The 25,481-nt window shown below is 62.7% G+C and carries 23 protein-coding genes; 9 read left to right on the top strand and 14 right to left on the bottom strand.

Features of this window, described 5'->3' with window-relative positions; genetic code table 11:
- The first annotated feature begins 20 nt into the window (after positions 1-20).
- Positions 21-764, top strand: coding sequence for a FadR/GntR family transcriptional regulator (locus SS05631_RS23015; RefSeq protein WP_037425598.1), 744 nt, complete (start codon positions 21-23; stop codon positions 762-764).
- A 59-nt stretch (positions 765-823) separates the two neighbouring features.
- Here SS05631_RS23015 and SS05631_RS23010 read toward each other — a convergent pair whose 3' ends face one another.
- The 6 genes from SS05631_RS23010 to SS05631_RS22985 all read right to left on the bottom strand — a co-directional run bounded on the left by SS05631_RS23010 (position 824) and on the right by SS05631_RS22985 (position 7,063).
- A complete protein-coding gene (locus SS05631_RS23010; RefSeq protein WP_037425601.1) occupies positions 824-1,975 on the bottom strand; it encodes an ABC transporter ATP-binding protein in 1,152 nt (383 codons plus the stop codon).
- A complete protein-coding gene (locus SS05631_RS23005) occupies positions 1,972-2,799 on the bottom strand; it encodes a carbohydrate ABC transporter permease (protein ID WP_037425604.1) in 828 nt (275 codons plus the stop codon). The genes SS05631_RS23010 and SS05631_RS23005 overlap by 4 nt, the downstream gene beginning before the upstream one ends.
- Entirely contained in the window at positions 2,796-3,698 is a 903-nt protein-coding gene (locus tag SS05631_RS23000; protein ID WP_037425607.1) for a sugar ABC transporter permease, read from the bottom strand. Before SS05631_RS23000 ends, SS05631_RS23005 begins: the two co-directional genes overlap by 4 nt.
- Before the next feature lie 126 nt (positions 3,699-3,824).
- A complete protein-coding gene (locus SS05631_RS22995; protein ID WP_037425610.1) occupies positions 3,825-5,057 on the bottom strand; it encodes a sugar ABC transporter substrate-binding protein in 1,233 nt (410 codons plus the stop codon).
- A 62-nt stretch (positions 5,058-5,119) separates the two neighbouring features.
- On the bottom strand, positions 5,120-6,022 hold the full coding sequence (locus SS05631_RS22990) for a sugar phosphate isomerase/epimerase (protein ID WP_037425613.1): 903 nt from the start codon (positions 6,020-6,022) through the stop codon (positions 5,120-5,122).
- 12 nt (positions 6,023-6,034) lie between these two features.
- Positions 6,035-7,063, bottom strand: a complete 1,029-nt coding sequence (locus SS05631_RS22985; protein ID WP_037425616.1) for a Gfo/Idh/MocA family oxidoreductase — start codon at positions 7,061-7,063, stop codon at positions 6,035-6,037.
- A 134-nt stretch (positions 7,064-7,197) separates the two neighbouring features.
- Between SS05631_RS22985 and SS05631_RS22980 the strand changes: the two genes are divergently transcribed.
- The 4 genes from SS05631_RS22980 to SS05631_RS22965 all read left to right on the top strand — a co-directional run bounded on the left by SS05631_RS22980 (position 7,198) and on the right by SS05631_RS22965 (position 11,559).
- On the top strand, positions 7,198-8,235 hold the full coding sequence (locus SS05631_RS22980) for a LacI family DNA-binding transcriptional regulator (protein WP_037425619.1): 1,038 nt from the start codon (positions 7,198-7,200) through the stop codon (positions 8,233-8,235).
- 320 nt (positions 8,236-8,555) lie between these two features.
- Positions 8,556-8,858: a hypothetical protein gene (locus SS05631_RS22975; RefSeq protein ID WP_037380159.1), complete on the top strand. Its 303-nt coding sequence runs from the start codon at positions 8,556-8,558 to the stop codon at positions 8,856-8,858.
- 212 nt (positions 8,859-9,070) lie between these two features.
- Positions 9,071-10,198, top strand: a complete 1,128-nt coding sequence (locus SS05631_RS22970; RefSeq protein WP_037425621.1) for a site-2 protease family protein — start codon at positions 9,071-9,073, stop codon at positions 10,196-10,198.
- Between the two features lie 113 nt (positions 10,199-10,311).
- Entirely contained in the window at positions 10,312-11,559 is a 1,248-nt protein-coding gene (locus SS05631_RS22965) for a S41 family peptidase (protein WP_037425624.1), read from the top strand.
- A gap of 15 nt (positions 11,560-11,574) precedes the next feature.
- On the opposite strand, the gene SS05631_RS22960 is transcribed toward SS05631_RS22965, so the two are convergent.
- The gene (locus SS05631_RS22960) at positions 11,575-12,573 is read right to left on the bottom strand and encodes an ABC transporter permease (RefSeq protein ID WP_037425626.1); all 999 of its coding nucleotides are present in this window, start codon (positions 12,571-12,573) and stop codon (positions 11,575-11,577) included.
- A gap of 28 nt (positions 12,574-12,601) precedes the next feature.
- Positions 12,602-13,378 carry an ATP-binding cassette domain-containing protein gene (locus SS05631_RS22955; protein ID WP_050988372.1) on the bottom strand — a complete coding sequence of 259 codons (777 nt, stop codon included), beginning with the start codon at positions 13,376-13,378 and terminating at the stop codon, positions 12,602-12,604.
- Positions 13,379-13,585: 207 nt separating this feature from the next.
- On the opposite strand from SS05631_RS22955, the gene SS05631_RS22950 reads away from it, so the two are divergent.
- Both SS05631_RS22950 and SS05631_RS22945 read left to right on the top strand, forming a co-directional pair.
- Complete coding sequence (locus SS05631_RS22950) at positions 13,586-14,566, top strand: NAD(P)-dependent oxidoreductase (protein WP_037425631.1); 981 nt, start codon at positions 13,586-13,588, stop codon at positions 14,564-14,566.
- A gap of 47 nt (positions 14,567-14,613) precedes the next feature.
- Entirely contained in the window at positions 14,614-15,603 is a 990-nt protein-coding gene (locus tag SS05631_RS22945) for a sugar-binding protein (protein WP_037425634.1), read from the top strand.
- Positions 15,604-15,654: 51 nt separating this feature from the next.
- On the opposite strand, the gene SS05631_RS22940 is transcribed toward SS05631_RS22945, so the two are convergent.
- Positions 15,655-17,052: a family 16 glycosylhydrolase gene (locus SS05631_RS22940; RefSeq protein WP_037425638.1), complete on the bottom strand. Its 1,398-nt coding sequence runs from the start codon at positions 17,050-17,052 to the stop codon at positions 15,655-15,657.
- A 177-nt stretch (positions 17,053-17,229) separates the two neighbouring features.
- On the opposite strand from SS05631_RS22940, the gene SS05631_RS22935 reads away from it, so the two are divergent.
- Together SS05631_RS22935 and SS05631_RS22930 are read left to right on the top strand one after the other, a co-directional pair.
- Positions 17,230-19,971, top strand: coding sequence for a PAS domain S-box protein (locus SS05631_RS22935; RefSeq protein WP_037425641.1), 2,742 nt, complete (start codon positions 17,230-17,232; stop codon positions 19,969-19,971).
- Entirely contained in the window at positions 19,968-20,333 is a 366-nt protein-coding gene (locus SS05631_RS22930) for a response regulator (protein ID WP_037425643.1), read from the top strand. Before SS05631_RS22935 ends, SS05631_RS22930 begins: the two co-directional genes overlap by 4 nt.
- Here the strand turns inward: SS05631_RS22930 and SS05631_RS22925 are convergent.
- The 5 genes from SS05631_RS22925 to SS05631_RS22905 are packed head-to-tail and all read right to left on the bottom strand — an operon-like array spanning position 20,308 to position 25,439.
- Positions 20,308-21,063, bottom strand: coding sequence for an ABC transporter ATP-binding protein (locus SS05631_RS22925; RefSeq protein WP_095678071.1), 756 nt, complete (start codon positions 21,061-21,063; stop codon positions 20,308-20,310). The genes SS05631_RS22930 and SS05631_RS22925 overlap by 26 nt on opposite strands.
- Positions 21,060-21,911: an ABC transporter ATP-binding protein gene (locus tag SS05631_RS22920; RefSeq protein ID WP_037425649.1), complete on the bottom strand. Its 852-nt coding sequence runs from the start codon at positions 21,909-21,911 to the stop codon at positions 21,060-21,062. Before SS05631_RS22920 ends, SS05631_RS22925 begins: the two co-directional genes overlap by 4 nt.
- Positions 21,898-22,803: an ABC transporter permease gene (locus tag SS05631_RS22915; protein ID WP_037425652.1), complete on the bottom strand. Its 906-nt coding sequence runs from the start codon at positions 22,801-22,803 to the stop codon at positions 21,898-21,900. The genes SS05631_RS22920 and SS05631_RS22915 overlap by 14 nt, the downstream gene beginning before the upstream one ends.
- Positions 22,803-23,828 carry an ABC transporter permease gene (locus tag SS05631_RS22910; protein ID WP_037425655.1) on the bottom strand — a complete coding sequence of 342 codons (1,026 nt, stop codon included), beginning with the start codon at positions 23,826-23,828 and terminating at the stop codon, positions 22,803-22,805. Before SS05631_RS22910 ends, SS05631_RS22915 begins: the two co-directional genes overlap by 1 nt.
- A gap of 21 nt (positions 23,829-23,849) precedes the next feature.
- Positions 23,850-25,439, bottom strand: a complete 1,590-nt coding sequence (locus SS05631_RS22905; RefSeq protein ID WP_037425658.1) for an ABC transporter substrate-binding protein — start codon at positions 25,437-25,439, stop codon at positions 23,850-23,852.
- Positions 25,440-25,481: the final 42 nt, after the last annotated feature.

Here is a 25,481-nt window from a genome sequence, read left to right as displayed (position 1 = left end):
GAGGTGGAGGGCCGCCTAAAATGCCGTCGTCGGGTTTCGGCCACCAACCGGGCAAGCGGACCAGCCATCGGCTCGTCGTTGACGAGCTTGGCCAGGCGATCGTCTCCGGTCACTTCCCCGTCGGCGAAACGCTACCCGGCGACACTGAACTCGCGGCACGCTTCAACGTCTCCCGCACGGTCCTACGTGAAGCGATGAAGACACTGGCCGCCAAGGGCCTCGTCGTGGCCCGGGCGCGGATCGGCACGCGCGTCATGCCGCGGGCCAACTGGAACCTGTTCGACGGCGACGTGCTCACCTGGCATTTCAGCGCCGGCGTCGACGAGGAGTTTCTGCGCCATGTCAGCGAAGTGCGCCTCGCCCTCGAGCCCTATGCCGCAAGCCTCGCGGCCCGCCGCGCGACTGATGCGGACATCGCCTGGATGATGCGGCTTGCCGTGGCCATGGGGGATGCGGGCCATAGTGGCCAGACGCTGGCGAAAGCCGATCTCGATTTTCACCTACGGCTGCTGGAAGCCTCGCTCAACCCTTTCATGCGGTCGGTCGGAAGCCTGATCGAAGCCGCACTCGTGGGTGTCTTCCGGCTGACCAGCCCCTCGGCGGACGACAGCGAAATCGACCGGGTCGCCTTGGCGCATATCCGCATCGTCGAGGAAATCGGCCGCCGCAACGAGGAAGGCGCCCGCCATGCCATGGAGCACGTCATCCGGGTGGGGCAGGAACGGCTGATCCTCGACCTCAGGGCACGGGAGAACTTGGCGTAAGTTCGCAGGCGCCCTGGGCGGGCCGCCCCTCATCCGGCCTGCCGGCCACCTTCTCCCCGTCAAAACGGGGAGAAGGTCGCGGCAGCGGGATGAGGGGCAGCGCGCGGCACAAATCGGAGGTTCGCGCGACCGCCTTCCCCTTCGATCCGCGTTCCCGTTTCCGCATCGAACAGATGCAGTTGCTGCGGATTGATCGCCAGGCCGATGACGTCGCCGCTTTTCACCTCTCCGCGTCCGGTCTCGACCACGGTCAATTCGGGCTGCGTCGCGGCGGTGACATAGGTGGCCGAGCCGGTCGATTCGACAATGCCGACCGGGACGTCGAAGGCCCCTTCGCCGGCGGTGACGATCCTGACATGCTCCGGTCGGATGCCGACGGTGACGGCGAGGCCGGGCGCCAGGCGCGCGGCAAGCGTCAACCTCGCCCGCGTCCTGCCGAAATCGAGGATTGCGTCCGCCCCGCCCTCCGCGACGATGGCCGGGATGAAGTTCATCGCCGGTGAACCGATGAAACCGGCGACGAACCTGTTGGCAGGCCTGTCGTAAAGGTCGAGCGGCCGTCCCTGCTGCTCGATCACGCCGTCGCGCATGACGACGACGTGGTCAGCCATGGTCATCGCCTCGATCTGGTCGTGCGTCACATAGACTGACGTAGCGTGCAGCCGGTCGTGCAGTGCCCGGATTTCCTTACGCATGTGGACGCGAAGGGCTGCGTCGAGGTTCGAGAGCGGCTCGTCGAACAGGAAAGCCTTTGGATGGCGTATGATCGCGCGGCTCATCGCCACGCGCTGCCGCTGCCCGCCCGACAGCTCCCGCGGATAGCGCTTCATCAGGTGCGAAAGGCCCGTCGTCGCGGCAACCTCTTCGGCTGCCTTCCGGGCTTCCGCTCTCTTCACGCCGCGAATGCGCAGGCTGTAGGTGAGGTTCTCCTCGACGGTCATGTGCGGGTAGAGCGCATAGGATTGGAAGACCATCGCCACGTCGCGCTTGCGCGGCGGAACGTCGTTCATCCGCTGGCCGGCGATCTTCATCTCGCCGGTCGAGATCTTCTCGAGGCCTGCGAGCGAGCGAAGCAGCGTCGACTTGCCGCAGCCGGACGGGCCGACAAGGGCGACAAAGGTCCCCTCCTCTATGGCGAGGTTGATGTCCTTCAGCGCATGGAAGGCACCATAATATTTGTTGACGCCGTTGAGCTCGATCTGGAGGGTCATTTAAGGGCTCCCGAGGTGAGGCCGGAAACGATACGGCGCTGCAAGAGGACGAAGGCGGCGAGAATGGGCGTCACATAGATCGTGGCGTACGCCATGATGTTGTTCCATTCATTGGTGTTCGGCCCCATGAAGGAGTTGAGGCCGACGCTCGCCGGCTGCAATTCGACCGCCTGGATCATTGATTTCGAATAGACAAACTCGCCGAAGGCCTGCATGAAGATCAGGATGGCGCTGACCAGGATGCCGTTTCTCGCAAGCGGCAGGACGATGTTGAAGAAGGCGCCGATGCGCGAATTGCCGTCGACCAGCGCCGCCTCTTCCAGTTCTATCGGAACGCTCATGAAGGTCGCCCGGACGAGCACGACGAAGAAGGGCATGCTCTTTGCGGCGATCGCTAGGATGACGGCAAACCGCGGCGTGTCGAGCAGGCCGAATTGCGAGAAGCCGACAAAGATCGGCGTCACCATCAGCGAGGCCGGCAGCACCTGAAGCATCAGGATCAGGAACAGGCCGATGTCCACCCAGGCATTGCGGTAGCGGGCGAGGACATAGGCGCAGCCGACGCCGAGCACCGCGATCAGCGAAACGGCGCCGAAGGCGATGACCAGCGAGTTCCACAGGTAGCGTCCCATGTTGCGGCTTTGCCAGACGAACTCGTAGATGTTCCATTGGGGATCGCTCGGCAGGAATTTCGGCGGCGTTGCGAACATCGCCGAACCGGTTTTCAGCGCAGTGATATACATCCAATAGAGCGGGAAGAGGTAGATGGCCGCCAGAACGAGCGCGACGGCAAACATCAGCCGATTGCGGAAATCGTCGGTCATCCTCGGACCTCGTGGCGGGTGGAGCGCACATAAACAATGGAAGCGAGCATCACGAAGACGATCATGATCACCGAGATCGTCGCCCCTTTGGCAAAGTCGTATTGCCGGAATGAAAGGTCCCAAGCCCAATACTGCGTCACGTTGGACGAGTTGTTCGGCCCGCCCGAGGTAATGCCGGCGAAGAGGTCGAACTGCTGCAGAGTGAAGATCAGGCCGAGCGCGATGATTGCGCCGATCGTCGAACGCATCATCGGCAGGGTGATCGTGAAGAAGCGCTGCAATGCGTTCGCTCCATCGAGCTCGGCCGCCTCGAAAAGGTCCTTCGGTATGCCCGACAAACCGACCGAAAGAAGGATCATGTTGAAGGAGGTGCCGAGCCAGATATTGGCGATGATCACCGCCCAGAGCGAATAGTGCGGATCGGAGCGCCAGAAGATATTGCCTTCGATGATGCCTATCTCCCGCAGGAAGAAGTTGAGCACGCCGAAATCGCCGGAAAGGATCCAGTTCCAGATGGCGCCGACGACCAGACCGGGCATCACCCAGGAGACGAGAAAGAGGCCGCGCATCCAGGACGCTCCTGGAAAGTTCATCCAGAAGAACAGGGCGAGGGCGAAGCCGATGAGGAACTGGCCGGCGATCGAAGCGCTGACGAAAAGCGCGGTATTGACGAGGATGGGCCGGGTTTCGGGTTGCGAGAACAGGTCGACGTAATTCTTGAAGCCGACGAAAGGCCGGGCGAAGGTGCCCAGGCTAAACATGTCCACTTCCTGGAAGCTCATAACGACGTTGTAGACGAGCGGCAGCCCGGACATGACGAACAGGAAGGCGAGCGGTAGCAGAACGAGGCCGATGTCGAAGCCTTTTCCGTCCGTGACGCTGGCTAGTATTTTCTTCATTGGCTATCCCCCATCCCCGGAGGCGATCTCGGCCGAAGCCGCAGATCGCCTCTCTCGGGAGGAAACTCGAGGCGGATGCAATGACCCGCCGACGAATGCGCCGCCCGCGGGAGCGGCGGACGCTAGTCAGCCCAGAACCGACTTAATCTTTTCGGCAGCCTGATCGAGCGCGTCCTTGGAACTCATCTGGCCGGTCAAGGCCGCCTGGATAGCGTCCTGGATAGCCTTGGAGATCTTCGGCCACTCCGGATGCGGACCGCGCGGCTTGGCGTATTTCAACTGTTCGAGGAATACCTTGAGCGCCGCGTCCTTGAGCGGTTCGCCGGTCGGCGGAATAGCGATATCGGAACGGGCCGGCAACTGCCCAAAATCCTTGAACATCCTATCATCCTGCGAAACGAAGTATTCCAACACCTTGAAAGCTTCTTCCGGATGCTTGGTGCTCGAGAAGATCGCCCAGTTGAAGTCACCCATGGCAGAGGAGCGCTCGGCGCCCACTTGCGGCACCGGCAGCAGTGCGACGCCCCAGTCGAACTTCGCCTCCTTGATCATGCGGTCAAGTTCCCATGGGCCGGAAATCGCCATCGCCGCATTGCCCGAGTTGAATGTGCCGGTCGAATCCCATTGGCCGCGCGTAAGGGTATCGGGAGAAGCGAGCTTCTCGTCGAGAATGGTCTTCCAGACCTCGAGCGCCTTCACCGCACCCTCGGAGTTGATGTTGTCGTAGCTGGTGCCGGCCATCTGCGCCCAGGGCAGAAACTGGAAGGTTCCCTCCTCGTTTGCCTTGGCGGAGAAGGCAAGGCCGTACACGTTCGCGGCCGGGTCGGTCAGCTTGCGCGCCGCCTCCACCAGTTCGTCCCAGGTCTGCGGCGGCTTGTTCGGATCAAGGCCTTTCGCCTTGAACATGTCCTTGTTGTAGTAAAGCGCGATCGTGTTGGTCGCCTTCGGAATGCCGTAATACTTGCCGTCCCAAGTCACCGAGGCGAGCGGTCCTGGAAAATAGTTCTCCGGCTTGACCACCGAGGATTTCGCGATCTTGTCGGTGAGATCGAGAAAGGCGCCGCGCGAGGAGAAGAGCGCGTGTTCGGGATTATCGACCGCGATGATATCCGGCGCCTGTCCGGTTGAATAGGCGCGCATTGCCTCGCTGACCACGTCATCAAACTGGATCTGCCGATATTCGACTTTAATTCCCGTGTTGAGTTTGTTGAAATCTTTTATCAAGTTCGGCGCCGGCTGGATGTCCCTGTCGAGCGACCAGACGCTAATGGTCACATCTTCTGCACTTGCGGACAAGGCCGGCAAGGAAAGGCTGGCAAGGGCGAATGCGCCCAGCATTGCATATCTGCTGATACCCATGGTCTCCTCCTCTCAATGTTGACCCGCGGCCGGCATCCTCCACGCCGGCCGTCGGGCATGCCTCAGGCAGGATCGGCGACGAAGTCACCTCCCCGGCAGGTCTTCAGGTAATTGAGCGCGTGCACCTGGCCGGTCATTTCCAACGCGTCGCGATAGACCGGATCGTGCCAGCCTTCGATATCGATCGAGCCGGACCAGCCGGCGAGCCTCAACTCGGAAATGATGTCGGTCCAGTTGCTGTCACCGAAGCCAGGCGTGCGCATGAAGACGAACTTCTCCTTGCCGAATATCCCGTGCTCGCGGATGACGTCCCAGCGGATCGTCGCGTCCTTGCCGTGCACGTGAAAAATCTTGTGTGCCCATTTGCGGATCTGCGGCAATGGCTCGATCAAGTAGACCATCTGGTGGCAGGGCTCCCATTCGAGCCCGATGTGGTCGTCTGGCGTCTCGTTGAAGATCAGTTCCCAGGCGTCGGGATTGTGTGCGATGTTCCAGTCGCCCGTCGCCCAGTTGCCGTCCATAGCGCAGTTCTCGAAGGCAATCTTGACGCCCCTGTCGGCGGCACGCGCTGCAAGCTCCCGCCAGACCTTCCGGTAACGCGGCAGGCTGTCGGTGAGCGGCCGGTTGCGAATGCGGCCGGTGAATCCGGCGACGCAGGTCGCCCCGAAATGGTGGGCATTGTCGATGCAGGCCTTCCAGCCTTGAAGCGTCTGCAGGTCGATGTCGGTCTCCTCGAGAGGATTGCCGAACATGCCAAGCGTCGAGATGGTGATGTCGCGATCGCCGATCGCCTCGCGGCAACGTTTGCCCAACTCGGCGAGATCCTGCCCGTTGGTCGTCTGCCAGAAGAACGGCTCGAAACTCTCGAAGCCGAGGTCAGCGATCTCGGCGATGCGCTTCGCCGCCTCGCCCTTGGTGGCGCTGACCATTGTGCCGATGCGAATGGACTTGGCTGGATTGCTCATCAAATGCCTCGCTCAGATTGTCACGCGCTGCCGGGTGCGGGCGCTCTCGATCGCCGCGAACACCATGGCAAGGCTGTTGATATTGTCGTCGCTCGCCGTTTCCGGCTTCTGCCCACTGCGGATAGATGCGACGAAATCGGCAATCACGCTGACATGCCCGTGCGTCTGCCGCGGGTCGGAGGGTTCCGGGATTTCGAGCGGCAGCGGTTCGCGTTGCAGGCCTTCGCCGCCCGCGACCGTATGGGCATGGAAGCTCTCGGCGCCATCCCAAAGCAGGGTGCCCCGCGTCCCGGTGATCCGCCAGGCGCTCTCCCAGCTCGTATTGGCGCCTTCGGCGCACCAGGAGCCGCGGTAGGTAAAGGTCACGTCATCCGAAAGTTCGAAGATCGCCATCGCGGCAGCGCCGTGACGATACCAGGAGCCGCGCGGGTTCTCCTCATAGCAATAAACGGCAAGCGGCTTCTTGTCTGCGATGAAGCGGGCGGCGTCGAACGTGTGGATTGCCATGTCCAGAAGCAGCACGTGCTCCATTTCTTCCCGGAATCCGCCGAAATGGGCACCGATGAAGAAGTCGCAGTGGATGCCGGTGAGTTCTCCGAGTGCACCCTCGTCGACGAAACGGCGGATCCGGCGCACACCCGAGATGAAGCGGCGGTTCTGCACGACCGCATGCAGCTTCCCCGCCTCATCGGCGAGACGGATTAACTCCCGGCCGTCCGCCAGCGAAGCGGCCATCGGCTTCTCGCTCAGAACGTGGCAGCCATGCCGGAATCCGGCCGCGACCACGTCGCGACGCGCAGCCGGTACGACGATATCGAAGAGGATGTCCGGCTTCGTTTCAGCCAGCACCGCGTCGAGATCGGGTCCGATGACGACGTCCTGAAGATCGACCTCGGCGGCAAGCGCGGTGGCGACCTCCAGCTTGACGTCGACAAGCCCGACGAACCGGATCTCCGACCGGAGATCGGGGTTGGCGGCGATTGCCCTCACCCAGCCTCTGGCCATGGCTCCGCACCCGCATAGAACTGCGCGCAAGATCACGCTTCTCCTCCTGAACGATGACGATTTCGCCTTGTATCGGCCTCCGTAAACGTTTACGGAACTATGCGGAGTTTCCGAAACATGTCAATAGGGAATCGGGAACGGCAAGCGGCAGAGGAGGAAACACTCCGACAATGAAGGGCATTCGGCGGCTTGCGCAGCATCTCGACATCTCGATTGGAACGGTTTCCCGAGCACTGAACGATCGCCCGGATGTCAACGAGGAGACGCGCCGGCGGGTGCTGGCGGCGGCCAAGGAACTCGGCTATGTGCCAAACCAGTCGGGGCGAAGCCTGCGCCAGGGCACGACCAACATCATCGGTTTCATGATGCAGACCGGTACGGAGATCACCGGTCAAGGCGACACGTTCTTCATGAGCGTCTTCGACGGGGTGCAGGCGGTCTTCGCCAGGCACAAGCTCGATCTCGTCGCGCTGCTCTGCTCGTCGCAGGAGGACCCGGCGGATTATCTGCGCCGCGTGGTGACCCGCGGCTTTGCCGACGGGATGATCCTCTCGGCGACGCAACGGCACGATGCCCGTGTCGAGCTTCTGTCCGAGCGCAACATTCCCTTTGTCACCCTTGGCCGGACCCTGACGGATGCCGGCCAGCCCTGGCTCGATCTCGATTTCGAGGGCATGGCGCAGGCGTCCATCGACCGGCTGGTGGCGCGCGGCCATCGCCGCATCGCCGTCACACGCCCGCATGACGACGTCAATCTCGGCTATGTCTTCGTCGAACGCTGCCGCGAGGCGCTGGCCGCCCACGGACTAACGCTTGACGAGGAATTGATCTTCCGGTCCACGCCCAATGAAGCGGGCGGATATGAGATCGGCCGCGAACTTCTCTCACTCGACGAGCGCCCGACCGCCATCGTGCTGATCAACGAGACGATCTCGATCGGTTTTTACCGGGCGCTTTCGGAGGCAGGCGTGAAGCCCGGACGCGATATCGCGGTCATCGGACGCTACAGCCCGCATGCGCAGTTCCTCTCACCCTCGCTCACCTGCTTTCGGCTAGCGCTGCGCGATCTCGGCGTAGCCCTGGCCGAAACGCTGCTCTCGACCATGCCGGCCTTCCGCGAGCATTATCCGCATGGGACGGCGAGCAAGCTCTGGCCGATGGAGCTTGTCGAAGGCGCCAGCGACGCCCTCCATATCCAGCAGTCCTGAGTGGGCCGCAACCTGCCTCGTCACAATCAAGAGGTGGCTGCTGGCACCAATTGCAGCGCCAAGACGTGAATTCGCCGGATTTGAAATGTACGGCGCTGATGTGGATCAATTTGGATGATCCCACCGTTTGTAAGCACCAGCGAACGCCGTCGGGTCCGAACCAGTGGCTCTCGTTGGGGAATTGGCGACTGTCCTTGCCGATCGCAGTGTTTTTGCGGGGGCTCGATCCCGAGCCCATAAAAGCTATTCGATTCCAATGGTTAAAGCGGATTTCGAATGTAACGCGTTCTCTCGACATCCTGCTGGAGAAGGAGATCGCAATGCGCGGAATTTTCTTTTTGCTCGTCGGATTGTCTACGACCACCTTTGCTTACGCCCATGACGCGCCAAGCGGCTGGAAATATCCGAACTCCTGCTGTTCGAACTTCGACTGCCGTCACGTCAACCAGACGGCCGTAAGCGAACGACCCCAAGGCTACATCATCAACGCTACCGGCGAGGTCCTGCCCTATTCCGACAGAAGGGTCCGCATATCGCCGGACGGCGAATATCACTGGTGCTCGGCGGCGGGCGAAGACCGCGGAAGGACGATCTGTCTTTTTGTCCCGGCAAGAGCCTATTAGGGGCGTTCAGGCGTCCGGGCGATGTCAGACGCAGATCGATCGCGATCGATCCCGATGACGCTTCGGCAGCCGCAGGGAACGAACCTGCCGGCCATTGATTGTACATTCGAGTTTGCGCCGCCGCCCGGTAGACGATCGAGGCGATGTCCAAGCCGCCGCCGGCAGCGTACACTCGGTCACGGTCTATCCCGTACGGCAGGAGCGCATCGCGCATGGCTTGGTCATTCAGGATTGGGACGATTGCCGGCACCGCGCTCCGCGTGCATGTGACCTTTGCGCTGCTGCTCGTCTGGATCTGGCTGATGCACTACCGGATCGGCGGTACACCGGCCGCGCTGGAAGGGATCGCCTTTGTCCTGGCTGTATTCGGCTGCGTCGTGCTGCACGAATTCGGGCACATTGCCGCGGCTCGCCATTTCGGCATCAAGACGCCGGATATTACCCTGCTTCCGATCGGCGGTGTCGCCCGGCTCGAGCGCATGCCGGAGGAGCCGGGGGCGGAATTCGTGATCGCGATCGCCGGCCCGCTCGTCAACGTGGCGATCGCCGGCGTCCTCATTCTTGTGCTCAGGACCTCGATCGGCCTGGAGCAGATCGCCGGGATCGAGGACCCGCATATGAGCTTTCTGGCGCGGCTCGCCGGGGTGAATGTGTTTCTGGTACTTTTCAACATGATCCCGGCCTTTCCGATGGATGGCGGCCGCGTCCTGCGCGCCGCGCTTGCCTCGCGCTTGAGCTGGCCGCGCGCCACCCAGATCGCCGCAATGATCGGCCAGGGCCTCGCCTTCGTCTTCGGTTTCGTCGGCCTGTTCTACAATCCGCTGCTGATCTTCATCGCAATCTTCGTCTATCTGGCAGCGACCGCGGAAGCGCAGAACGCCCAGATCCGCGAAGTTTCCGGCAGCGTTCTGGTGAGCGACGTAATGATTACCGAATTCGCGAAGCTTGACCGCACGGCGAGCATCGACGAGGCCATCGAAGCGCTGCTTGCGACGACGCAGCGCGAGTTCCCCGTGGTCGACGCCTCCGGGCATTTCGAGGGCCTGCTCACCCGGGACGATATGATCCGTACATTGAAGGAAAAGGGCGCGACAACGCCCGTCGTCCTGGCGATGCGCCGTGACGTGCCGAGAATCCACCATCGCAAGCGCCTCGACGAAAGCCTCCGCCTCATGCAGGAGGCGAGCTCCCCTGCCGTCGCGGTCGTGGACAGCATGGACCGCCTCGTCGGCCTGATGACCCACGAAACCATCGGCGAGATGATGATGGTACGCGCGGCCGCCGCCGGACGCTTTCGTTTCGGGCATTTGCGGCATCGCAATCCCGAGAGCCGAAGCTGAATTTCGCGGCGGCTACGGCCATTGGCTTCACGGAATGTTGTTGAGGGGAGTCTCGATCCGGCCGCGGCTTTGCGGATAGTGTTGGGCATCATGGGAAACATGGTTCCGCAACGATGAAGACCAGTCGCTCCCTGCCATTCGCGCTCCTGCTCTTGCTCGTGCCCTGCCACGGGTTCGCGCTGGATCTGCCCCGTTCCGGCCATGCGGTCTTCGATCGCGCCGTCGAGTTAGTCGTCGACAATTTTTATGACACATCCGCGCTTGATCGCTTCAGTGCCGCGGTCCGCCGCCAGGTCTCGGATGAGCGCGGCAGGCTGACCGCGAAGAGCTCGGAGGATCGCGTCGATGCGGCAGTCGACACCGTGCTTGCCAGCCTCGGCGTGTCGCATACCGGCCGCTTCACCGACGACACGATCGACTATTACGAACTGGCCGACATATTCCGCTTCGCCATCCGCAACGACATCAAACGCTTGTTTCCGCCGGACGGCGAAGTTCGTTATGCCGGAATTGGCATGGTTACGCGGGTGGAAGGCCGTCAGCGCTTCGTCAGCGATGTCTATGACGGGGCCCCCGCCGCCCGGGCAGGCATCAGGCTCGGCGACGAGATCCTCTCCGTGGACGGTCTGCCCTACCGCGAGATCGCTTCCTTCCGCGACAAAATCGGCCGAACCGTCGACGTCCGGCTGCGCCGGCACCGCGACGCACTGCCGATCACCGTCACGGTCGCCGTCGAGCGGCTGCAGCCGCTGCGCACGTTCGAAAAGGCGATCGAGAACAGCATAGCGGTGACCGAACGGGATGGGCGGCGCATCGGCTATCTGCGGCTCTGGACGCTGTCGACCCGCGACGGCCTCGACATCGTCGCCCGTGAACTCGCCGGCGGTCGCCTCAAAAACGCCGACGGGGTTATTGTCGACCTGCGCGGTCGATGGGGCGGCGGCCCGCCGGACGCGGCGGACCTTTTCGTCGGCGGGGTGCCGACGTTCCGGCTGATCTCGCGGGACGGCAAGGACATGTTCGGAACCGTTCGCTGGCGGCGGCCGGTAGTGGCGATTATCGATCAGGGATCGAGAAGCGGCCTCGAGCTCTTCGCGCATGCCCTGAAGGTGAATGGCATACCGCTCGTCGGCTCACGGACGGCCGGCGCCCTGCTCGCCGGACGCGCCTTTCTTCTTCCCGATGACAGTCTTCTGGAAGTGGCGGTCTCCGATGCGGTCATCGACGACACTCTTCGTTTGGAAGGCCGCGGCGTCGAACCGGACATAGCCGTGCCCTTCAGCCTGCCCTACGCGGCCGGGCGCGACCCGCAACACGACGCAGCCATGATGGAAATGCAGCGCATCCTCACCAAGGGCTGAGCGGCTCGACCGCCCTTACTCGCTCTGGCGGAAACTGCGAATGCGATCGAACAGAACGGCGAGCACCGTCGCGCCGCCGATGAAGGTTCCCTGCCAGAAGGCATTGATCCCAAGCAGGCCGAGACTGTTGCGGATCACTTCGATCAGCGCCGCACCGATCAGCGCGCCTGAAGCGGTACCGACGCCGCCGGCCAGGTTGGCACCGCCGATGACCGCCGCGGCGATCACCTGGAGCTCCATGCCGGCGCCAATGTTGGTGGTGACGGCGCCGAGCCAGCCGGTCTGGATGATGCCGGCGACGCCCGCCGCGAGTGCCGAAATCATGTAGACGGCAACCTTGATGCGACGGACCGGGACGCCCGTCAGCGTCGCGGCGTGCTCGTTGCCGCCGATCGCGAAGACGTAGCGGCCGAACTTCGTCCAGCGCAGCACGAAGCCGGTGAGCAGCGCCAGTACGATCATGTAGATCACCGGATTGGCGATGCCAAAGAACCAGGCGCCGCCGCCAAGCGCCAGCAGAGTGTCGTGATCCGGACCGAACTGGAAGACGACGGTGTTGTTGGAGGCGACCATCGCCAGGCTGCGCGCGATCGACAACATGCCGAGCGTGATGACGAAGGGCGGAAAGCCGAGATAGGCGATCATCACGCCGTTGAAACCTCCGATCAACAGGGCCGTGCCGACCGAGGCGGCAATCCCCACTTCGATGCTATAGCCAGCATTCATGACCACCGCGAGCACCATGCTGCAGAGACAAAGGACAGATCCGACCGACAGGTCGATACCGCCAGTGATGATCACTAGCGTCATGCCCAGCGCAATGATCGCCACGAAGGTGAAATTGCGGGTGATGTTGTAGAGGTTCTTCGGGGTCGCGAAGGTATCCGTCGCGACCGACAGGAAAAGGCAGGCCAGAATGACGGCGATCAGCACCCAGAATGTCTGGCTGGACAGAACCGAGGTGATCCAGCCCTGCTGCCTCTGCCCAATCGCTCGATCCAAGGTAATTGCCATGACCGACCTTCGCTTTTCCTGAGCCCCACTATACCTGTTCGATCGCCCCGGTGATCAGGCCCGTGACCTCTTCGGGCGAGCTCGCCGCAATCGCCTTGTCGGCAACCTTCCGGCCGCGCCGCATGACGATGACGCGATCGGCAACGTCGAAGACGTCCGGCATGCGGTGGCTGATCAGCACCACGGCGATGCCGCGGTCGCGCAAATGGCGGATGAGATTCAGCACTTCCGCGACCTGGCGAACGGAGATCGCCGCCGTCGGTTCGTCCATCAGCACGATCTTGGCCTCCGATAGCATGGTGCGGGCGATCGCGACTGCCTGCCGCTGGCCACCGGACATCTGCTTGACGAGATCGCGCGGGCGGGTTTCCGATTTGAGCTCCCTGAAGATCTCGCCGGCACGCCGGTACATGGATTTGTAATCGAGAATGCGCAACGGTCCGATACCGCGCCGCAACTCCCGACCGAGGAACACGTTCGCCGCCGCCGTGAGGTTATCGCAGAGCGCCAGGTCCTGGTGGACAATCTCGATACCATGCTTGCGCGCTTCGACGGGGCGATGCATGACGAGATCAGCCCCATTCATGCGCATAGTGCCATGGCTTGGCCGGAAATTTCCGGCGATCATTTTGACGAGCGTCGATTTGCCGGCGCCGTTATCGCCCATGAGGCCGACGACCTCGCCCGCCTGAAGCGCGAAGGAAACGTCGTTGACCGCCTGGATGGCGCCGAAATGCTTGGAAACATTGGCGAGTTCGAGAACCGCCACGTTAGCCTCCCGATAGCTGGCAGAAGCCGTGCTCACGCATACCTCGTCGGGACGAAGCCTGTATGACGCCGCTGCCGGGTCTCCTCCCCTGGGTGATGCGATCTCCATTTACGCAAATGCGCGGAACAGCGTCAATCAATCATCCTACAAATAAAGACGTATATGCGCGCGAACTCATATTGTATTACAAATATTCGTTGACGCGCGAGGCGCGCCGATATTAGCTATCAGCAGGAGGAGAGCATGCTGATCCTTGTCACCGGGGCAACGGGCAAGGTCGGACAGCACCTCATTGCTAGGCTGCTTGACGATCCGCGTTTTTCCAAGGCGCGCATCCGTGCGCTTTGTCACAACCGCCTGCATGCCGAGACTGACCGTGTCGAAGTGGTTCGCGGAACGATCGCCGAGCGCGATTTCGTCGCCCGCGCCCTTGCCGGGATAACGCATGTCATCCATCTCGCCACCTGCAAGGAGACCCCCGACAGCGTCATGGACGTGACGGTCAAGGGACTGTTCTGGCTGCTCGAGGAATTCCGCGCCAGGGACACCGCCCGGCAGTTCATCCTGATCGGCGGCGATGCAGGCGTCGGCCATTTCCATTACCGGCACAACGGCCCCATCACCGAGGCGACGCCGCATCGGGCCTATCCGGGCTGCTACGCCCTGTCGAAAGTCCTCGAGGAGGTGATGCTGGAGCAATACGGCATCCAATATGGCTTGAACGGCTGCTGCCTGCGCGCGCCCTGGATCATGGAGAAGGATGACTTCAAATACTCCCTCTCCTTCGGCGACGATGTTTTCGGCGGGCCGGTGTGGAAGGACCTCGTTCCCGAGGCCGATGCGAAGCGCTATGAAAAAGACGGCACGGTGCCGTTGCTGCTGGACGCCGACGGGCGACCGCTAAAGCGCAACTTCGTTCATGTCGATGATCTCGTCTCGGCGATACTGGCGGCGATCGATCATCCTTGCGCGGTCCGGCAGCTCTTCAACATCTCGATGGATCGACCGGTCGATTACGGCGAAGTTGCAACTTATCTCGCCCGCACGCGCGCTCTTGGCTTCGTCAATATCCGCAGCCGCTTCCATTCCAACTGGATGGACAACAGCAAGGCCAAATACCTGCTGGGCTGGCAACCCGCCTATGATCTCGAGAAGCTTATAGACTCTGCCTGGCAGTACGAACGCTCGGAGGAGGATCCGCGCGTCGTCTGGTATCCCGGCTGACTGGTGTCGCGGACACGAGGTGTCCGCGCGTTTCAAGGGAGGAAAGCATGAGGAAGGCATTATTGCTTGCCGCAGCCGTGCTGGCGTTCAGCGCCGGAACCGCTCTGGCCCAGAAGAAGCAGCTTGTCATTGTCGTGAAAGGCCTCGACAACCCGTTTTTCGAGGCGATCAACCAGGGCTGTCAGAAGTGGAACAAGGAAAATCCGGATTCGGAATATGAGTGCTTCTACACCGGCCCTGCCTCGACATCCGACGAGGCCGGTGAGGCCCAGATCGTCCAGGACATGCTGGGCAAGGCGGATACCGCGGCAATCGCCATCTCGCCCTCGAACGCCAAGCTCATTGCCCAGACGCTCAAGACCGCAAATCCGACAGTTCCGGTCATGACACTCGACGCGGATCTCGCGGCCGAGGATTCGGCCCTTCGCAAGACCTATCTCGGCACGGACAATTACCTGATGGGCTACCGTATCGGCGAGTACATCAAGAAGGGCAAGCCGAATGGCGGCAAGATTTGCACCATCGAAGGCAACCCCGGCGCAGACAATATCCTGCGCCGCGCCCAGGGCATGCGCGACGCGCTGACCGGCCAAAAAGGGCTGGCGGAGCTTAAGGGCGAAGGCGGCTGGACCGAAGTTGCCGGCTGCCCGGTCTTCACCAATGACGACGGCGCAAAGGGTGTGCAGGCGATGACGGATATCCTGGCCGCCAATCCCGACCTCGACGCCTTCGGCATCATGGGCGGGTGGCCGCTGTTCGGCGCGCCGCAGCCTTACCGCGACCTGTTCAAGCCCATGGCCGACAAGATCGCCAAGAACGAGTTCGTTATCGGCGCTGCCGACACTATCGGCGAGGAAGTGGCTATCGCGAAAGAAGGTCTGGTGACCGCCCTCGTCGGGCAGCGGCCCTTCGAGATGGGCTACAAGGCGCCGTCGGTGATGCTCGATCTCATCGCCGGCAAGCCGGTCGAGGATCCGGTCTTTACCGGTCTCGACGAATGCACCAAGGACACGGCGGATACCTGCATCCAGAAGTAACATCTACAAGGGAGACCGGCCGCTTGCTGTCGGCCTCCCAAGCCTCCGTCGTTAGATCTGCCAGTCGGCGTCCAACTGATAGGCCCTGATATAGTCGATCTTCATCTGCGACCCATCGACGAGCCCATCGCTCGGCGCGCCGGCGATGCCCCCGACCGCCAGGTTGACGAGCATATACATCGGGTCGTGCATGTCCGACGGCGTGTCGGCGCGCGCGATCGCCGCATCATCGAAGTACCAGACGATCTCGTCCTCGGTCCAAAGCACCCCGTATTTGTGAAAGCCGCTGGCGTCAGCGACCTTCACTGCACTCGCTATGCTGGTCTGCGAGCCGGTCTCGTTCGAATGAACGGTGGCGATAACGGTATTCGGATCCTGGCCACGCATTTCGACGACGTCGAGTTCCGGTGGCCAGGAGCCATCGGCGGGCAGCAGCCAGAAGGCCGGCCAGACGCCCTGGTCGTCCGGCATATCGGCGCGGATTTCGAAATAGCCGTAGGTCTGGGCGAAGGACGAGTGTGTCGTGAGGATTCCGGACGTGTAATCATAGCCGTTGATTTCGGCCTGGAGAGCCTCCGACGCGGGCTTGGCAGTAATCGTCAGAATGCCGTTGTTGACAGAAAACGGATTGGCCGAAACCGTCGGCTGATAGCTTGGGTTGATATACCATTGCAGTTCGCCGTTTCCGGTAAGCGTGCTGCCTTTCTCAGGCGCCCACCAGAATTTCGGATCCCAGACGCCGCTCGTGCCGCTTCGGAGCTGGAGCGTGGTGAACTCGTCCGAAAATGTCTGTGTCAGCACGGAGCGATCGAGGCTGAGCCTGAATTGATGCGCCTGCAACTGGTCGGCAGTGGTATTGGCGAACACCAGGCTCTCGCCATCTGCCAAAGCAATCCGCAGATTGAACCCTTCCTGGCTCGCATTGGCGAGGACCTGCTGGAAGGAAGTAAACCCGTAGCCGTCCAAGCGAACAGTGTCGTCATAATTGAAGTCGGTGATGAGGTCGCTTCCGTTGCCTCGCGCAAACACGAAGGTGTCGGCCCCGCCCGCGCCGATCAGGACATCGTTGCCACCGTCGCCGTCGAGCGTCTGACTTCCCGAGCCGCCCTTGATGATGTTGTCCGTATCGTTGCCGAAGGCGAACCGGCCGCTTCCGGTAACGGTCAGGTTCTCGAAATTTGCCGGCAGCGTATAGCTCATCCAGGTATTGATGGTATCGACACCCTCGCCTGCGGCCTCATAGGCCCGGTTGATCCCCGAATAGAGATAATAGATGTCGTCGCCCTTCCCGCCGATCATGGTGACGTTGACGGAACTGTCGCCCCACATGGAATCATTGCCGGCGGTGCCATAGAGTGTTGGCCCTGATCCGGTGGCGGAAAACCAGGCCGTCGAGCTTCCGCTGTAATAGAGCGGCTTGCCCACGGCATTTAGCACAGTTCTGCTCATCGTATATCTCCAGTTTTGAGTGACCTCCTCCTCCGCGAAAGCCCGAGGGGCTACACCCTCTCCGACGAACCTACCATCTGAGATGCGGTCGAGCACCCCTACCTCTTTTGGGGCGCCTCGGAACAAAGCTCCGATCAGCGGCGTTGTCCAGCGTTATGCGGCGTGCGGAGGGAACAGATGTGCAGTGCGGAGACTCTGCCCAAATTCGATTTGGGCGATCTGAGTGTGTTGGGGTCACCAGATTTTCGAGCGGCACTCGATGCGCTTGCCGTTGCCGTTTACATCACGGATGCAGACGGCTTCATCACCTATTGCAACCCGGCCGCAGCGAGCCTCGCGGGGCGCCAGCCGGTGCTCGGCCAGGACCGCTGGTGCATCAGTTGGAAGCTTCGTCACCCAGACGGCACGCCCTTGCCGCACGACGAATGCCCAATGGCGATGGCGCTGAAAGGGCGCCAGCCGATCCGCGGGCAGGAACTGGTGGCGGTTCGACCGGACGGTTCGACCGCATTGCTCCTCCCGCATCCCACGCCGATCTTCGACAAGTCCGGTGAACTTGCCGGCGCCGTCAATCTGCTCGTCGACATTACCGAACGCAAAAGCGCGGAGAAGGATTCGCGCTATCTGGCGGCGATCGTCGAATCCTCAGACGACGCCATTGTCGCCAAGGATTTGAACGGCATCATCACGAGTTGGAACAAGGGCGCCGAGCGGCTGTTCGGGTACCTGGCCGACGAGGTGGTGGGCAAGTCGATCACCATTCTCATGCCGCCCGGCTATGAAAACGAGGAGCCCAACATCCTCAGACGCATCCGTAGTGGCGAGCGGATCGATCACTACCAGACGATCCGTCGCCGCAAGGACGGCAGGCTGATCGATATATCGCTGACCGTCTCGCCGGTCCGAGACGCGTACGGCCGCATTATCGGTGCGTCCAAGATCGCCCGCGACATCACCGAACAAAGGCGGAGCGCCGCGGCGCTGGCCGCTCGCCTGCGCGAACAGAGCGCGCTTTACCGCCTGACCGAGCGGCTGCACCGGGCCCAGGACATCTCGGAGGTCTACGAGGCCGCGCTCGATGCCATCCAGGGCGCGCTCTGCTGCCATCGGGCCTCGATTCTGATTTTCGACAGTTCAGCAACCGACAGTTCCGCAAAGATGCACTTCGTCGCCTGGCGCGGGCTGTCGCCAGAATATCGGACCGCGGTGGACGGTCATTCTCCCTGGACCGGCGATGAGCGGGATCCGCAGCCAATCTTCCTCGAGGATGTTGCGCAAGCCGAGGCGGTTGCGACCCTTCGGCCGGTCATCGAGGCGGAAGGTATCTATGCGCTCGGCTTCATACCGCTCGTCGCCGACGGCAGGCTCATCGGCAAGTTCATGACCTATTATGACCAGCCGCATGCTTTCACCGACAATGAGGTCGACGTCGCATTGACGATCGCCCGCCAGCTCGGCTTCAGCATCCAGCGCATGCGCGCCGACGAGGCGCGGCGTCTCGCCGAGGAGCAGCTGCGACGCAACGAGGCAAGTGAGAGGGCACGCGCAGCCGAGTTGATGGCCATCATGGAGGCGGTGCCGGCTTCGATCTGGATCGCGCGTGCGCCCGATTGCCGTGTCATCAGCGGCAACCGAGCCGCCTATGAGCTTCTCCGTCAAGCACCCGACAGCAACCTGTCGCTCTCGGCCCCGACGGGTGAGCGACCTGACAACTTCCGCGTCTTCTCGCTGGGAAAGATGCTGTCGCCCGAGGAGCTCCCGGTGCAGCGTGCGGCGCGCGGCGAGTTGGTGTCGAACTTCGAGGAAGAAATCCGCTTCGAGGACGGGACGTCCCGTTACCTCTTTGGCAACGCCACGCCGCTGCGCGACACCGCCGGGGAGGTGGTCGGCGCCGTGGCCGCATCGGTGGACATCACCGCGCGCAAGCAGGCCGAAGAAGCGCTGCAGGAGAGCGAACGACGGCTGCAGATCGCTCTCGGCGCCGGACGGATGGGCGCCTGGGAATGGAATATCGCCACCGGCAAGGTCATATGGTCGCCGGGCCTCGAGGCGCTACATCAGCTCGAACCGGGAACATTCGGCGGCACGTTTGAGGATTTCAAGCGCGACATCCATCCCGACGATCTCCTCCTTGTCGAGCTGGAAATCGCCAGGGCGATGGAGACGCGCGAGGATTATCACGTCGTCTACCGGATCAGGCTCCCCGACGGGAGGATCCGCTGGATGGAGGCGTTCGCGCAGTTCTCGCCTCAAGGTGCCGCAAAGCCAGGCAAGCTCGCCGGCGTTTGCATGGACATCACCGAGCGCAAGGAAGCCGAAGCCCAACGCAACCTTCTCGTCGCCGAGCTCAGCCACCGGGTCAAGAACACGCTTGCAATCGTAAGCTCGATCGCGCGCCAGTCCTTTTCGGTCAGCCCGGAGATGCACGAGGCGCATCGCTCGTTCGATGCCCGCATCAGGGCGCTCGCTCAAACCCATACGCGTCTGGCCGAAGCAAGCTGGTCGGGGGTCTCGCTGGAAACCGTGCTGTTGGACGAACTGGCCCCCTATCACGACGATGGCAGGAACAACGTGACGCTCTCCGGACCGCCGATGATGCTGCCGCCTAAGTACGCCCTGACGCTCGGCATGGCGGCCCACGAACTTGCCACCAACGCCGCGAAACATGGGGCGCTTTCGGTTAAAACCGGCGGCGTCGGCATCGAATGGTCCGCAGACCGGGAAACCGATCGGCTCCATATTCGCTGGAGCGAATCGGGCGGCCCGGCCGTCCTCGCCCCCAAGCGCAACGGTTTCGGCCGCTTGCTGCTGGAACGCGTCTTGGCCTCCGACCTCGGCGGCGAAGTCAAGCTCCAATTCGCGCCGCAAGGCCTGGTCTGCATGATCGACATTCCCTACCCTCGCGAACCCTCCCCATGACCGCCACGCAGCCATATCGGGTCTTCGTTGTCGAAGATGAATTTCTGGTGGCATTACAAATCGAGGACGATCTTATTGCGGCCGGCTATCTGGTGGTTGGGCCTTTCACCAGCCTCAGCACGTCGATCGCGGCCTCGCGCGCCGAGAGTTTCGACGTAGCGACGCTGGACCTGAACTTGCGCGGCGAGCTCGTCTACCCGCTCGTCGACGAACTGCTTGAACGCCAGGTGCCGGTCCTGCTGCTGACCGGCTATGCGCCATCGGATCTGCCGGAGCGGTTCCGTGCGCTGCCGCGCCTCAGCAAGCCATTCGACGGGACCGAGCTCGTTACCAGCATCAGGAGCCTTGTTCCGGCTGCATGAAGCTCGCGTCGAACAGCTCGCGCGCATAGGCATCATGGGCGACGCCGCGCTGCAGGTCGTTTTTCGTCAACTGGTCGACGAACGTTCCGTTCTTCATCACCAGAACCCGATCGCACATATGGGCAACGACGGCGAGATCATGGCTGACCAGCACGAATGTCAGGTTCCGCTCGTCGCGCTGGTCCGCCAAGAGGTTGAGGACCTCGGCCTGGATCGACACGTCAAGCGCCGATGTCGGCTCGTCGAGCAGCAGGATCGGCGGAGACAGGATCAGGGCGCGGGCGATCGCCACGCGCTGCCGCTGGCCGCCCGAGAGCTCATGGGGGAAACGGTTGGCGAAATCGGCGGGGAGGCCCACCTGCCGCAGGGCCCGCAGCACCCGCTCCCGATCGTCGCGATGGCCCATCGCTTTCACGGGTTCGGCCAGCGCCGTGCCGATCCGGTGGCGCGGGTGGAGCGAACCATACGGGTCCTGGAACACCATTTGCGCCAGCTTGCGCTCCTCGCGCCCTCGAAGCTTTCCGACTTCGCGCCCGTCGAACCAGATGCGCCCCGTCCAGCCGCCCTCGAGGCCCGCCAGCGAGCGTAACAGCGTGGACTTGCCGCAGCCGGACTCGCCGACGATGCCGAGCGTCTCGCCCCGCGCCACGGAAAAACTGACGTCGCGCACCACGTGGTGGCGGCTCTGGCCGTGCCCGAAAGCCACATCGAGGTTCTCGACCCTGATCACTCCACCCTCCCCCCGATGTTTTCGAGCGCCTGGCGGTCCATGACGGCGAGTCGCCGCACCGGGTGACGCGCGTCCGGCATGGCGGCGACGAGAGCCCGCGTATAGGGATGCTGCGCCTCGTCGAGGCTGGTCAGTTCCTCGACGATCCGGCCGCGATACATGATGATGATCCTGTCGCAGAAGCTCGCCACCATCCGGATGTCGTGGCTGATGAGGATGAGACCGGAATTGTTCTCGCGCACCAGTTCGTCGAGCAGCAGCAGGACGTCCTTGCGCACGCTCATATCGAGGGCCGAGGTCGGTTCGTCGGCGATCACGAGTTTCGGCCGGGCGATCAGCATCATGGCGATCATCACGCGCTGGCCCATGCCGCCCGAGACCTGGTGCGGATATTGCCCCATCACGCGGTCCGGATCGCTGATCCGCACCCGGACCAGCATGTCGCGCGCAGCCTTGAGAGCCTCCTTGCCCTTGAGACCGAGATGCAGCCGGGCGGATTCGGAGATCTGCTTGCCGATCGACAGGACGGGGTTCAGCGAATAGCGCGGATCCTGCATGATCAGCGCCATCTCCTGTCCCCGCAAGCGGTCCATCTGCCGCTCCGTCTTGCCAAGCAGCTCCTCGCCGCAGAAGGTCATGGTCTTCGCGGTGACACCCGCCTTCGGCGGCAGCAGCCGCATGATCGCCCGGCCGGTCGTCGACTTGCCGGAGCCCGATTCGCCGACGATACCGACGCGCTCTCGGCCGATGTCGAAGCTTATATCGGTGACGGCGGCGACCGCGTCTCGGCCGAAGCGGACGTTCAGGTCGCGGATGGAGAGGATTGGCGAAGCGTCACGATCGGGCATGGCGTGGGTCCATGATGTCGCGGAGCGTATCTCCAACGATGTTGAAGGCGAGGCTGGTCAGGAGGATGGCAATCCCCGGCATCACCGCCACCCACCAGAAATCGAGCATGAACTTGCGGCCGCTCGAGATCATCGCGCCCCATTCCGGCGCCGGCGGCTGGGCGCCGAGGCCGAGGAAGCCGAGCGACGCGGCCGTCAGGATGATGCCGGCCATGTTGAGCGTCAGGCGGACGATGACCGAGGGGATGCACATCGGGGCGATGTAGAGGAAGAGGACGCGAAGCCGGCTCGCCCCGTAGAGCCGTGCGGCCGCCACATAGTCGGCATTGCGAACCACCAGCGCCTCAGCCCGGGCGAGCCGGGCGATCGGCGGCCAAGCAGTCAGTGAAATCGCGATGATCGCGGTCGACAGGCTGGCACCGAGCGCCGCCGCGAAGGCGAGCGCCAGGATCAGCGACGGGAAGGAAAGCACGATGTCGGTGGCGCGCATCAGGATCGCGTCGGTACGCCCGCCGAAGAAGCCGGAGACGACGCCGATAACGAGCCCGATCGGGCCGACGATGATCGAAACGAAGAAGATCGTCTGGATAGTGATGCGCGAACCATAGAGGAGCCGGCTGAAGATATCGCGCCCGAACTCGTCGGTCCCGGCGAGATGCGCAAGGCTTGGCGGCTGCAGCGCGTTCGACAGCGATTGGGCGGTGGGGTCATATGGGGCGATCAGCGGCGCGAAGGCGGCCACCAGCAGGAGTAGGCCGATGATCGCGAAGCCAGCCAGACCGAGCGGCTCCTCGGCAAGCTTGCCGGCCGCGCGGCGGAGCGCCGAAAGCATGCGCTCCGTGAGACCTGGCGACTGCAGCATTTCTGAATGGGTCCGGATCGCGTCACTCATCATACCGCCTCCCGGGTCCGTGGATCGAGGATCGCATAGGCAATGTCCGCAATGAAGTTGAGCAGCATGAACACGAAGCCGACGATGATGGTTGCCGCGAGCACCGCATTCATGTCGCCGATCATCAGGGCGTTCGTCATGTATTGGCCGATGCCCGGCCAGGAGAAGACGATCTCGGTCACCACCGCTCCTTCGAGCAGATTGCCGTAGGAAATCGCAAGCACCGTGATCAACTGCACGGCGATGTTCGGCAGGACGTGATGGGTGACCGTGCGGGCCGGCCCCGCACCCTTGGCACGGGCCGCAATCACGTAGTCCTGACTCAACTGTTCCAGGGTGAAGCTGCGCGTCATGCGGGTGATATAGGCCATGGCCATATAGGCGAGGATGGCGGCCGGCAGGATGATGTGCGACAGCGCGTTCCAGAAAATCTCGGTTTCTCCGGCAAGGAGGCTGTCGACGAGCAGCATGCCGGTCACCGGCTCGACCATGCCCTCATAGAAGACGTCGATCCGCCCCGGTCCGCCGACCCAGTCGAGCGCCGCATAGAAGATCACCAGCCCGACGATGCCAAACCAGAAGACTGGGATGGAGTGGCCGACCAGAGCCACGACGCGGGCGAACTTGTCGATGAAGCTGTCGCGGAACAGTGCGGCCGCGAGGCCCAGCGGAACGCCGATGACGGCCGAAATGATGATCGCCAGCGTCGCCAGCTCGAAGGTTGCCGGGAAGGCCTGCAGCATGTCGCTGGCGACCGAGTTGCCGGTGAGGATGGCTTGGCCGAAATCGCCCCGGAACAGGCCCTGCAGATAGATGAAGAACTGCTGGTAGATCGGCAGGTCGAGGCCGAGCCGCGCCCGCATCGCCTCGTAGGCGGCCGGATCCGCCAGCTCGCCGACAATGGCGCCGACCGGATCGGCCGGCAGGACACGGCCGATGACGAAGGTGACCGAGAGCAGAATGAACAGGCTGATGACGAGATGGAGGACGCGCCGTGCCAGCTCGATTGCGGTGAGTTCCTTCATGGCCGTGTCCCGACGCCGCCCCTAGTCGGACGCCTTGGTGACGCCTTCGAGCCGCGTCAGCTGATTGGGATGACCGACATAGTCCTTGACGCGCGCATTGACGACGATCGGCTCGAAGCGTTCGAAAAGCGGCAGCACGGCGGGCTTCTGCTCGACGAATTTTTCCTGCATCTCGACATAGATCTCGCCCCGCTTCTTCGCGTCCGGCTCGAGCGAAGCCTTGGCGGTCAGCGCCGTCAGTTCCGGAATGTCCCAGGCCGAGCGCCAGACGAAGTTGCCGGCATTGTTCGCCTCCTTGGAATTGTCAGGATTGCTGGAGAACTGTTCCATGGAGCCGAGGACGTTCGGCATGTAGGCGCCGGTCTGGGGGATGAGCAGGTCGAAATTGCGCGCCCGGTGATCGGCAATGATGTCCGAGCCGTTGCCCTGCTGGATGTCGACCTTGATCCCGACCTGGCCGAGCGAACCCTGGATGGCAGTCGCCAGGTCGATGCGCGGCGTCTGCGCGATGGTCTTCAGCGTCAGCGAAAAGCCGTTGGGATACCCCGCTTCCGCCAGCAGCGCCTTGGCCTTCGCCGCGTCGAAGTGCCAGTCCGGATTGGCAATGGCATACTCGTAATCCTCCGGCACCGGCACGTTGCGGACCCGGCCATAGGGGCCCATGATCGTCTGCTCGATGCCCTTGTAGTCGATGCTGTAGGCGATCGCCTCGCGCACCTTGGGATTGGCGAGATATTGGTTGCCTGCATTCATCGACAGAACATAGAAGCCGCCGGTCGGCACCCGCTGGACCTCGAAACCTTGCTGGTCCCCGAAGGTCTTCAGGTCCGCCGCGCTCAGCGCGCTGGCGATATCGATGTCGTTGCGCTCGAGCATCAGGCGCGCCACCTGGCTTTCCGGCACGTGCCGCACGATGACACGACGCATGTGCGGAGCGCCGCCGGCATACGCGTCGTTCGCCTCGATGATGACCATCTCGTTCGGCGTCCAGCGCTTCAGCGTGAAGGGGCCGGAGCCTGCCGAATTGGTGCGCAGCCAGGCATTGCCGTAGTCATTGTCCTGCACGTGCTTCTTGACCTCGACGCTGTCGACGACGCTCGCGACGCACATTGCCAGCCGGTAGAGCAGCAGCTCCGCCGTGGTTTCGCCGGAAAGGTCGATGCGCACCGTTTTCGGATCCACTGCCCTGACAAGCTTGTCGACATTGTCGGCCATATAACCGATGCGCTTGAAATTGGCAGCCGAGGCCTGATCGAGCTTGAGCAGCCGAGCGAGCGAATAGACGACGTCGTCGGCGGTGACCGGATTGCCGGAGGCGAAGGTCGCTTCGCGCAGATGGAAGGTGATGCCCTTGTCATCGATCTCCCAGCTTTCGGCGAGCTGCGGCGCGATCTTGCGGTTTTCCGTCTTCACCAGCCGGTCGTAAAGATTGGACATGATCTCGATCGCCTTCGCCTCGGTCGCCTGTTGCGGATCGAGCGACAGAACCTGGGCGAGAGAGGTGCCAATGACCAATTGGTCGTCGGGAGTAGCGGCGTGTGCGCCGGGCGCAGAAAAGCTCAGAACGATTGCCGCGGCCCCTGCGATGAGGCCCTTCGAAAAATGCTTCATTGAAACTCCTCCCTGACCTATTATAGGAGACATATTACGTCG

The sequence above is a fragment of the Sinorhizobium sp. CCBAU 05631 genome (assembly GCF_002288505.1).
Lineage (GTDB): Bacteria > Pseudomonadota > Alphaproteobacteria > Rhizobiales > Rhizobiaceae > Sinorhizobium > Sinorhizobium fredii_C.
This window is presented reverse-complemented; position numbering and strand designations above follow the sequence as displayed.

What these genes read in the sequence shown, in the direction of transcription:
- SS05631_RS23015 (WP_037425598.1), top strand. Translation starts at nt 21, where the DNA reads ATGCCGTCGTCGGGTTTCGGCCACCAACCGGGCAAGCGGACCAGCCAT.
- SS05631_RS23010 (WP_037425601.1), bottom strand. Translation starts at nt 1,975, where the DNA reads ATGACCCTCCAGATCGAGCTCAACGGCGTCAACAAATATTATGGTGCC.
- SS05631_RS23005 (WP_037425604.1), bottom strand. Translation starts at nt 2,799, where the DNA reads ATGACCGACGATTTCCGCAATCGGCTGATGTTTGCCGTCGCGCTCGTT.
- SS05631_RS23000 (WP_037425607.1), bottom strand. Translation starts at nt 3,698, where the DNA reads ATGAAGAAAATACTAGCCAGCGTCACGGACGGAAAAGGCTTCGACATC.
- SS05631_RS22995 (WP_037425610.1), bottom strand. Translation starts at nt 5,057, where the DNA reads ATGGGTATCAGCAGATATGCAATGCTGGGCGCATTCGCCCTTGCCAGC.
- SS05631_RS22990 (WP_037425613.1), bottom strand. Translation starts at nt 6,022, where the DNA reads ATGAGCAATCCAGCCAAGTCCATTCGCATCGGCACAATGGTCAGCGCC.
- SS05631_RS22980 (WP_037425619.1), top strand. Translation starts at nt 7,198, where the DNA reads ATGAAGGGCATTCGGCGGCTTGCGCAGCATCTCGACATCTCGATTGGA.
- SS05631_RS22975 (WP_037380159.1), top strand. Translation starts at nt 8,556, where the DNA reads ATGCGCGGAATTTTCTTTTTGCTCGTCGGATTGTCTACGACCACCTTT.
- SS05631_RS22970 (WP_037425621.1), top strand. Translation starts at nt 9,071, where the DNA reads ATGGCTTGGTCATTCAGGATTGGGACGATTGCCGGCACCGCGCTCCGC.
- SS05631_RS22965 (WP_037425624.1), top strand. Translation starts at nt 10,312, where the DNA reads ATGAAGACCAGTCGCTCCCTGCCATTCGCGCTCCTGCTCTTGCTCGTG.
- SS05631_RS22960 (WP_037425626.1), bottom strand. Translation starts at nt 12,573, where the DNA reads ATGGCAATTACCTTGGATCGAGCGATTGGGCAGAGGCAGCAGGGCTGG.
- SS05631_RS22950 (WP_037425631.1), top strand. Translation starts at nt 13,586, where the DNA reads ATGCTGATCCTTGTCACCGGGGCAACGGGCAAGGTCGGACAGCACCTC.
- SS05631_RS22945 (WP_037425634.1), top strand. Translation starts at nt 14,614, where the DNA reads ATGAGGAAGGCATTATTGCTTGCCGCAGCCGTGCTGGCGTTCAGCGCC.
- SS05631_RS22940 (WP_037425638.1), bottom strand. Translation starts at nt 17,052, where the DNA reads ATGAGCAGAACTGTGCTAAATGCCGTGGGCAAGCCGCTCTATTACAGC.
- SS05631_RS22935 (WP_037425641.1), top strand. Translation starts at nt 17,230, where the DNA reads ATGTGCAGTGCGGAGACTCTGCCCAAATTCGATTTGGGCGATCTGAGT.
- SS05631_RS22930 (WP_037425643.1), top strand. Translation starts at nt 19,968, where the DNA reads ATGACCGCCACGCAGCCATATCGGGTCTTCGTTGTCGAAGATGAATTT.
- SS05631_RS22920 (WP_037425649.1), bottom strand. Translation starts at nt 21,911, where the DNA reads ATGCCCGATCGTGACGCTTCGCCAATCCTCTCCATCCGCGACCTGAAC.
- SS05631_RS22915 (WP_037425652.1), bottom strand. Translation starts at nt 22,803, where the DNA reads ATGAGTGACGCGATCCGGACCCATTCAGAAATGCTGCAGTCGCCAGGT.
- SS05631_RS22910 (WP_037425655.1), bottom strand. Translation starts at nt 23,828, where the DNA reads ATGAAGGAACTCACCGCAATCGAGCTGGCACGGCGCGTCCTCCATCTC.
- SS05631_RS22905 (WP_037425658.1), bottom strand. Translation starts at nt 25,439, where the DNA reads ATGAAGCATTTTTCGAAGGGCCTCATCGCAGGGGCCGCGGCAATCGTT.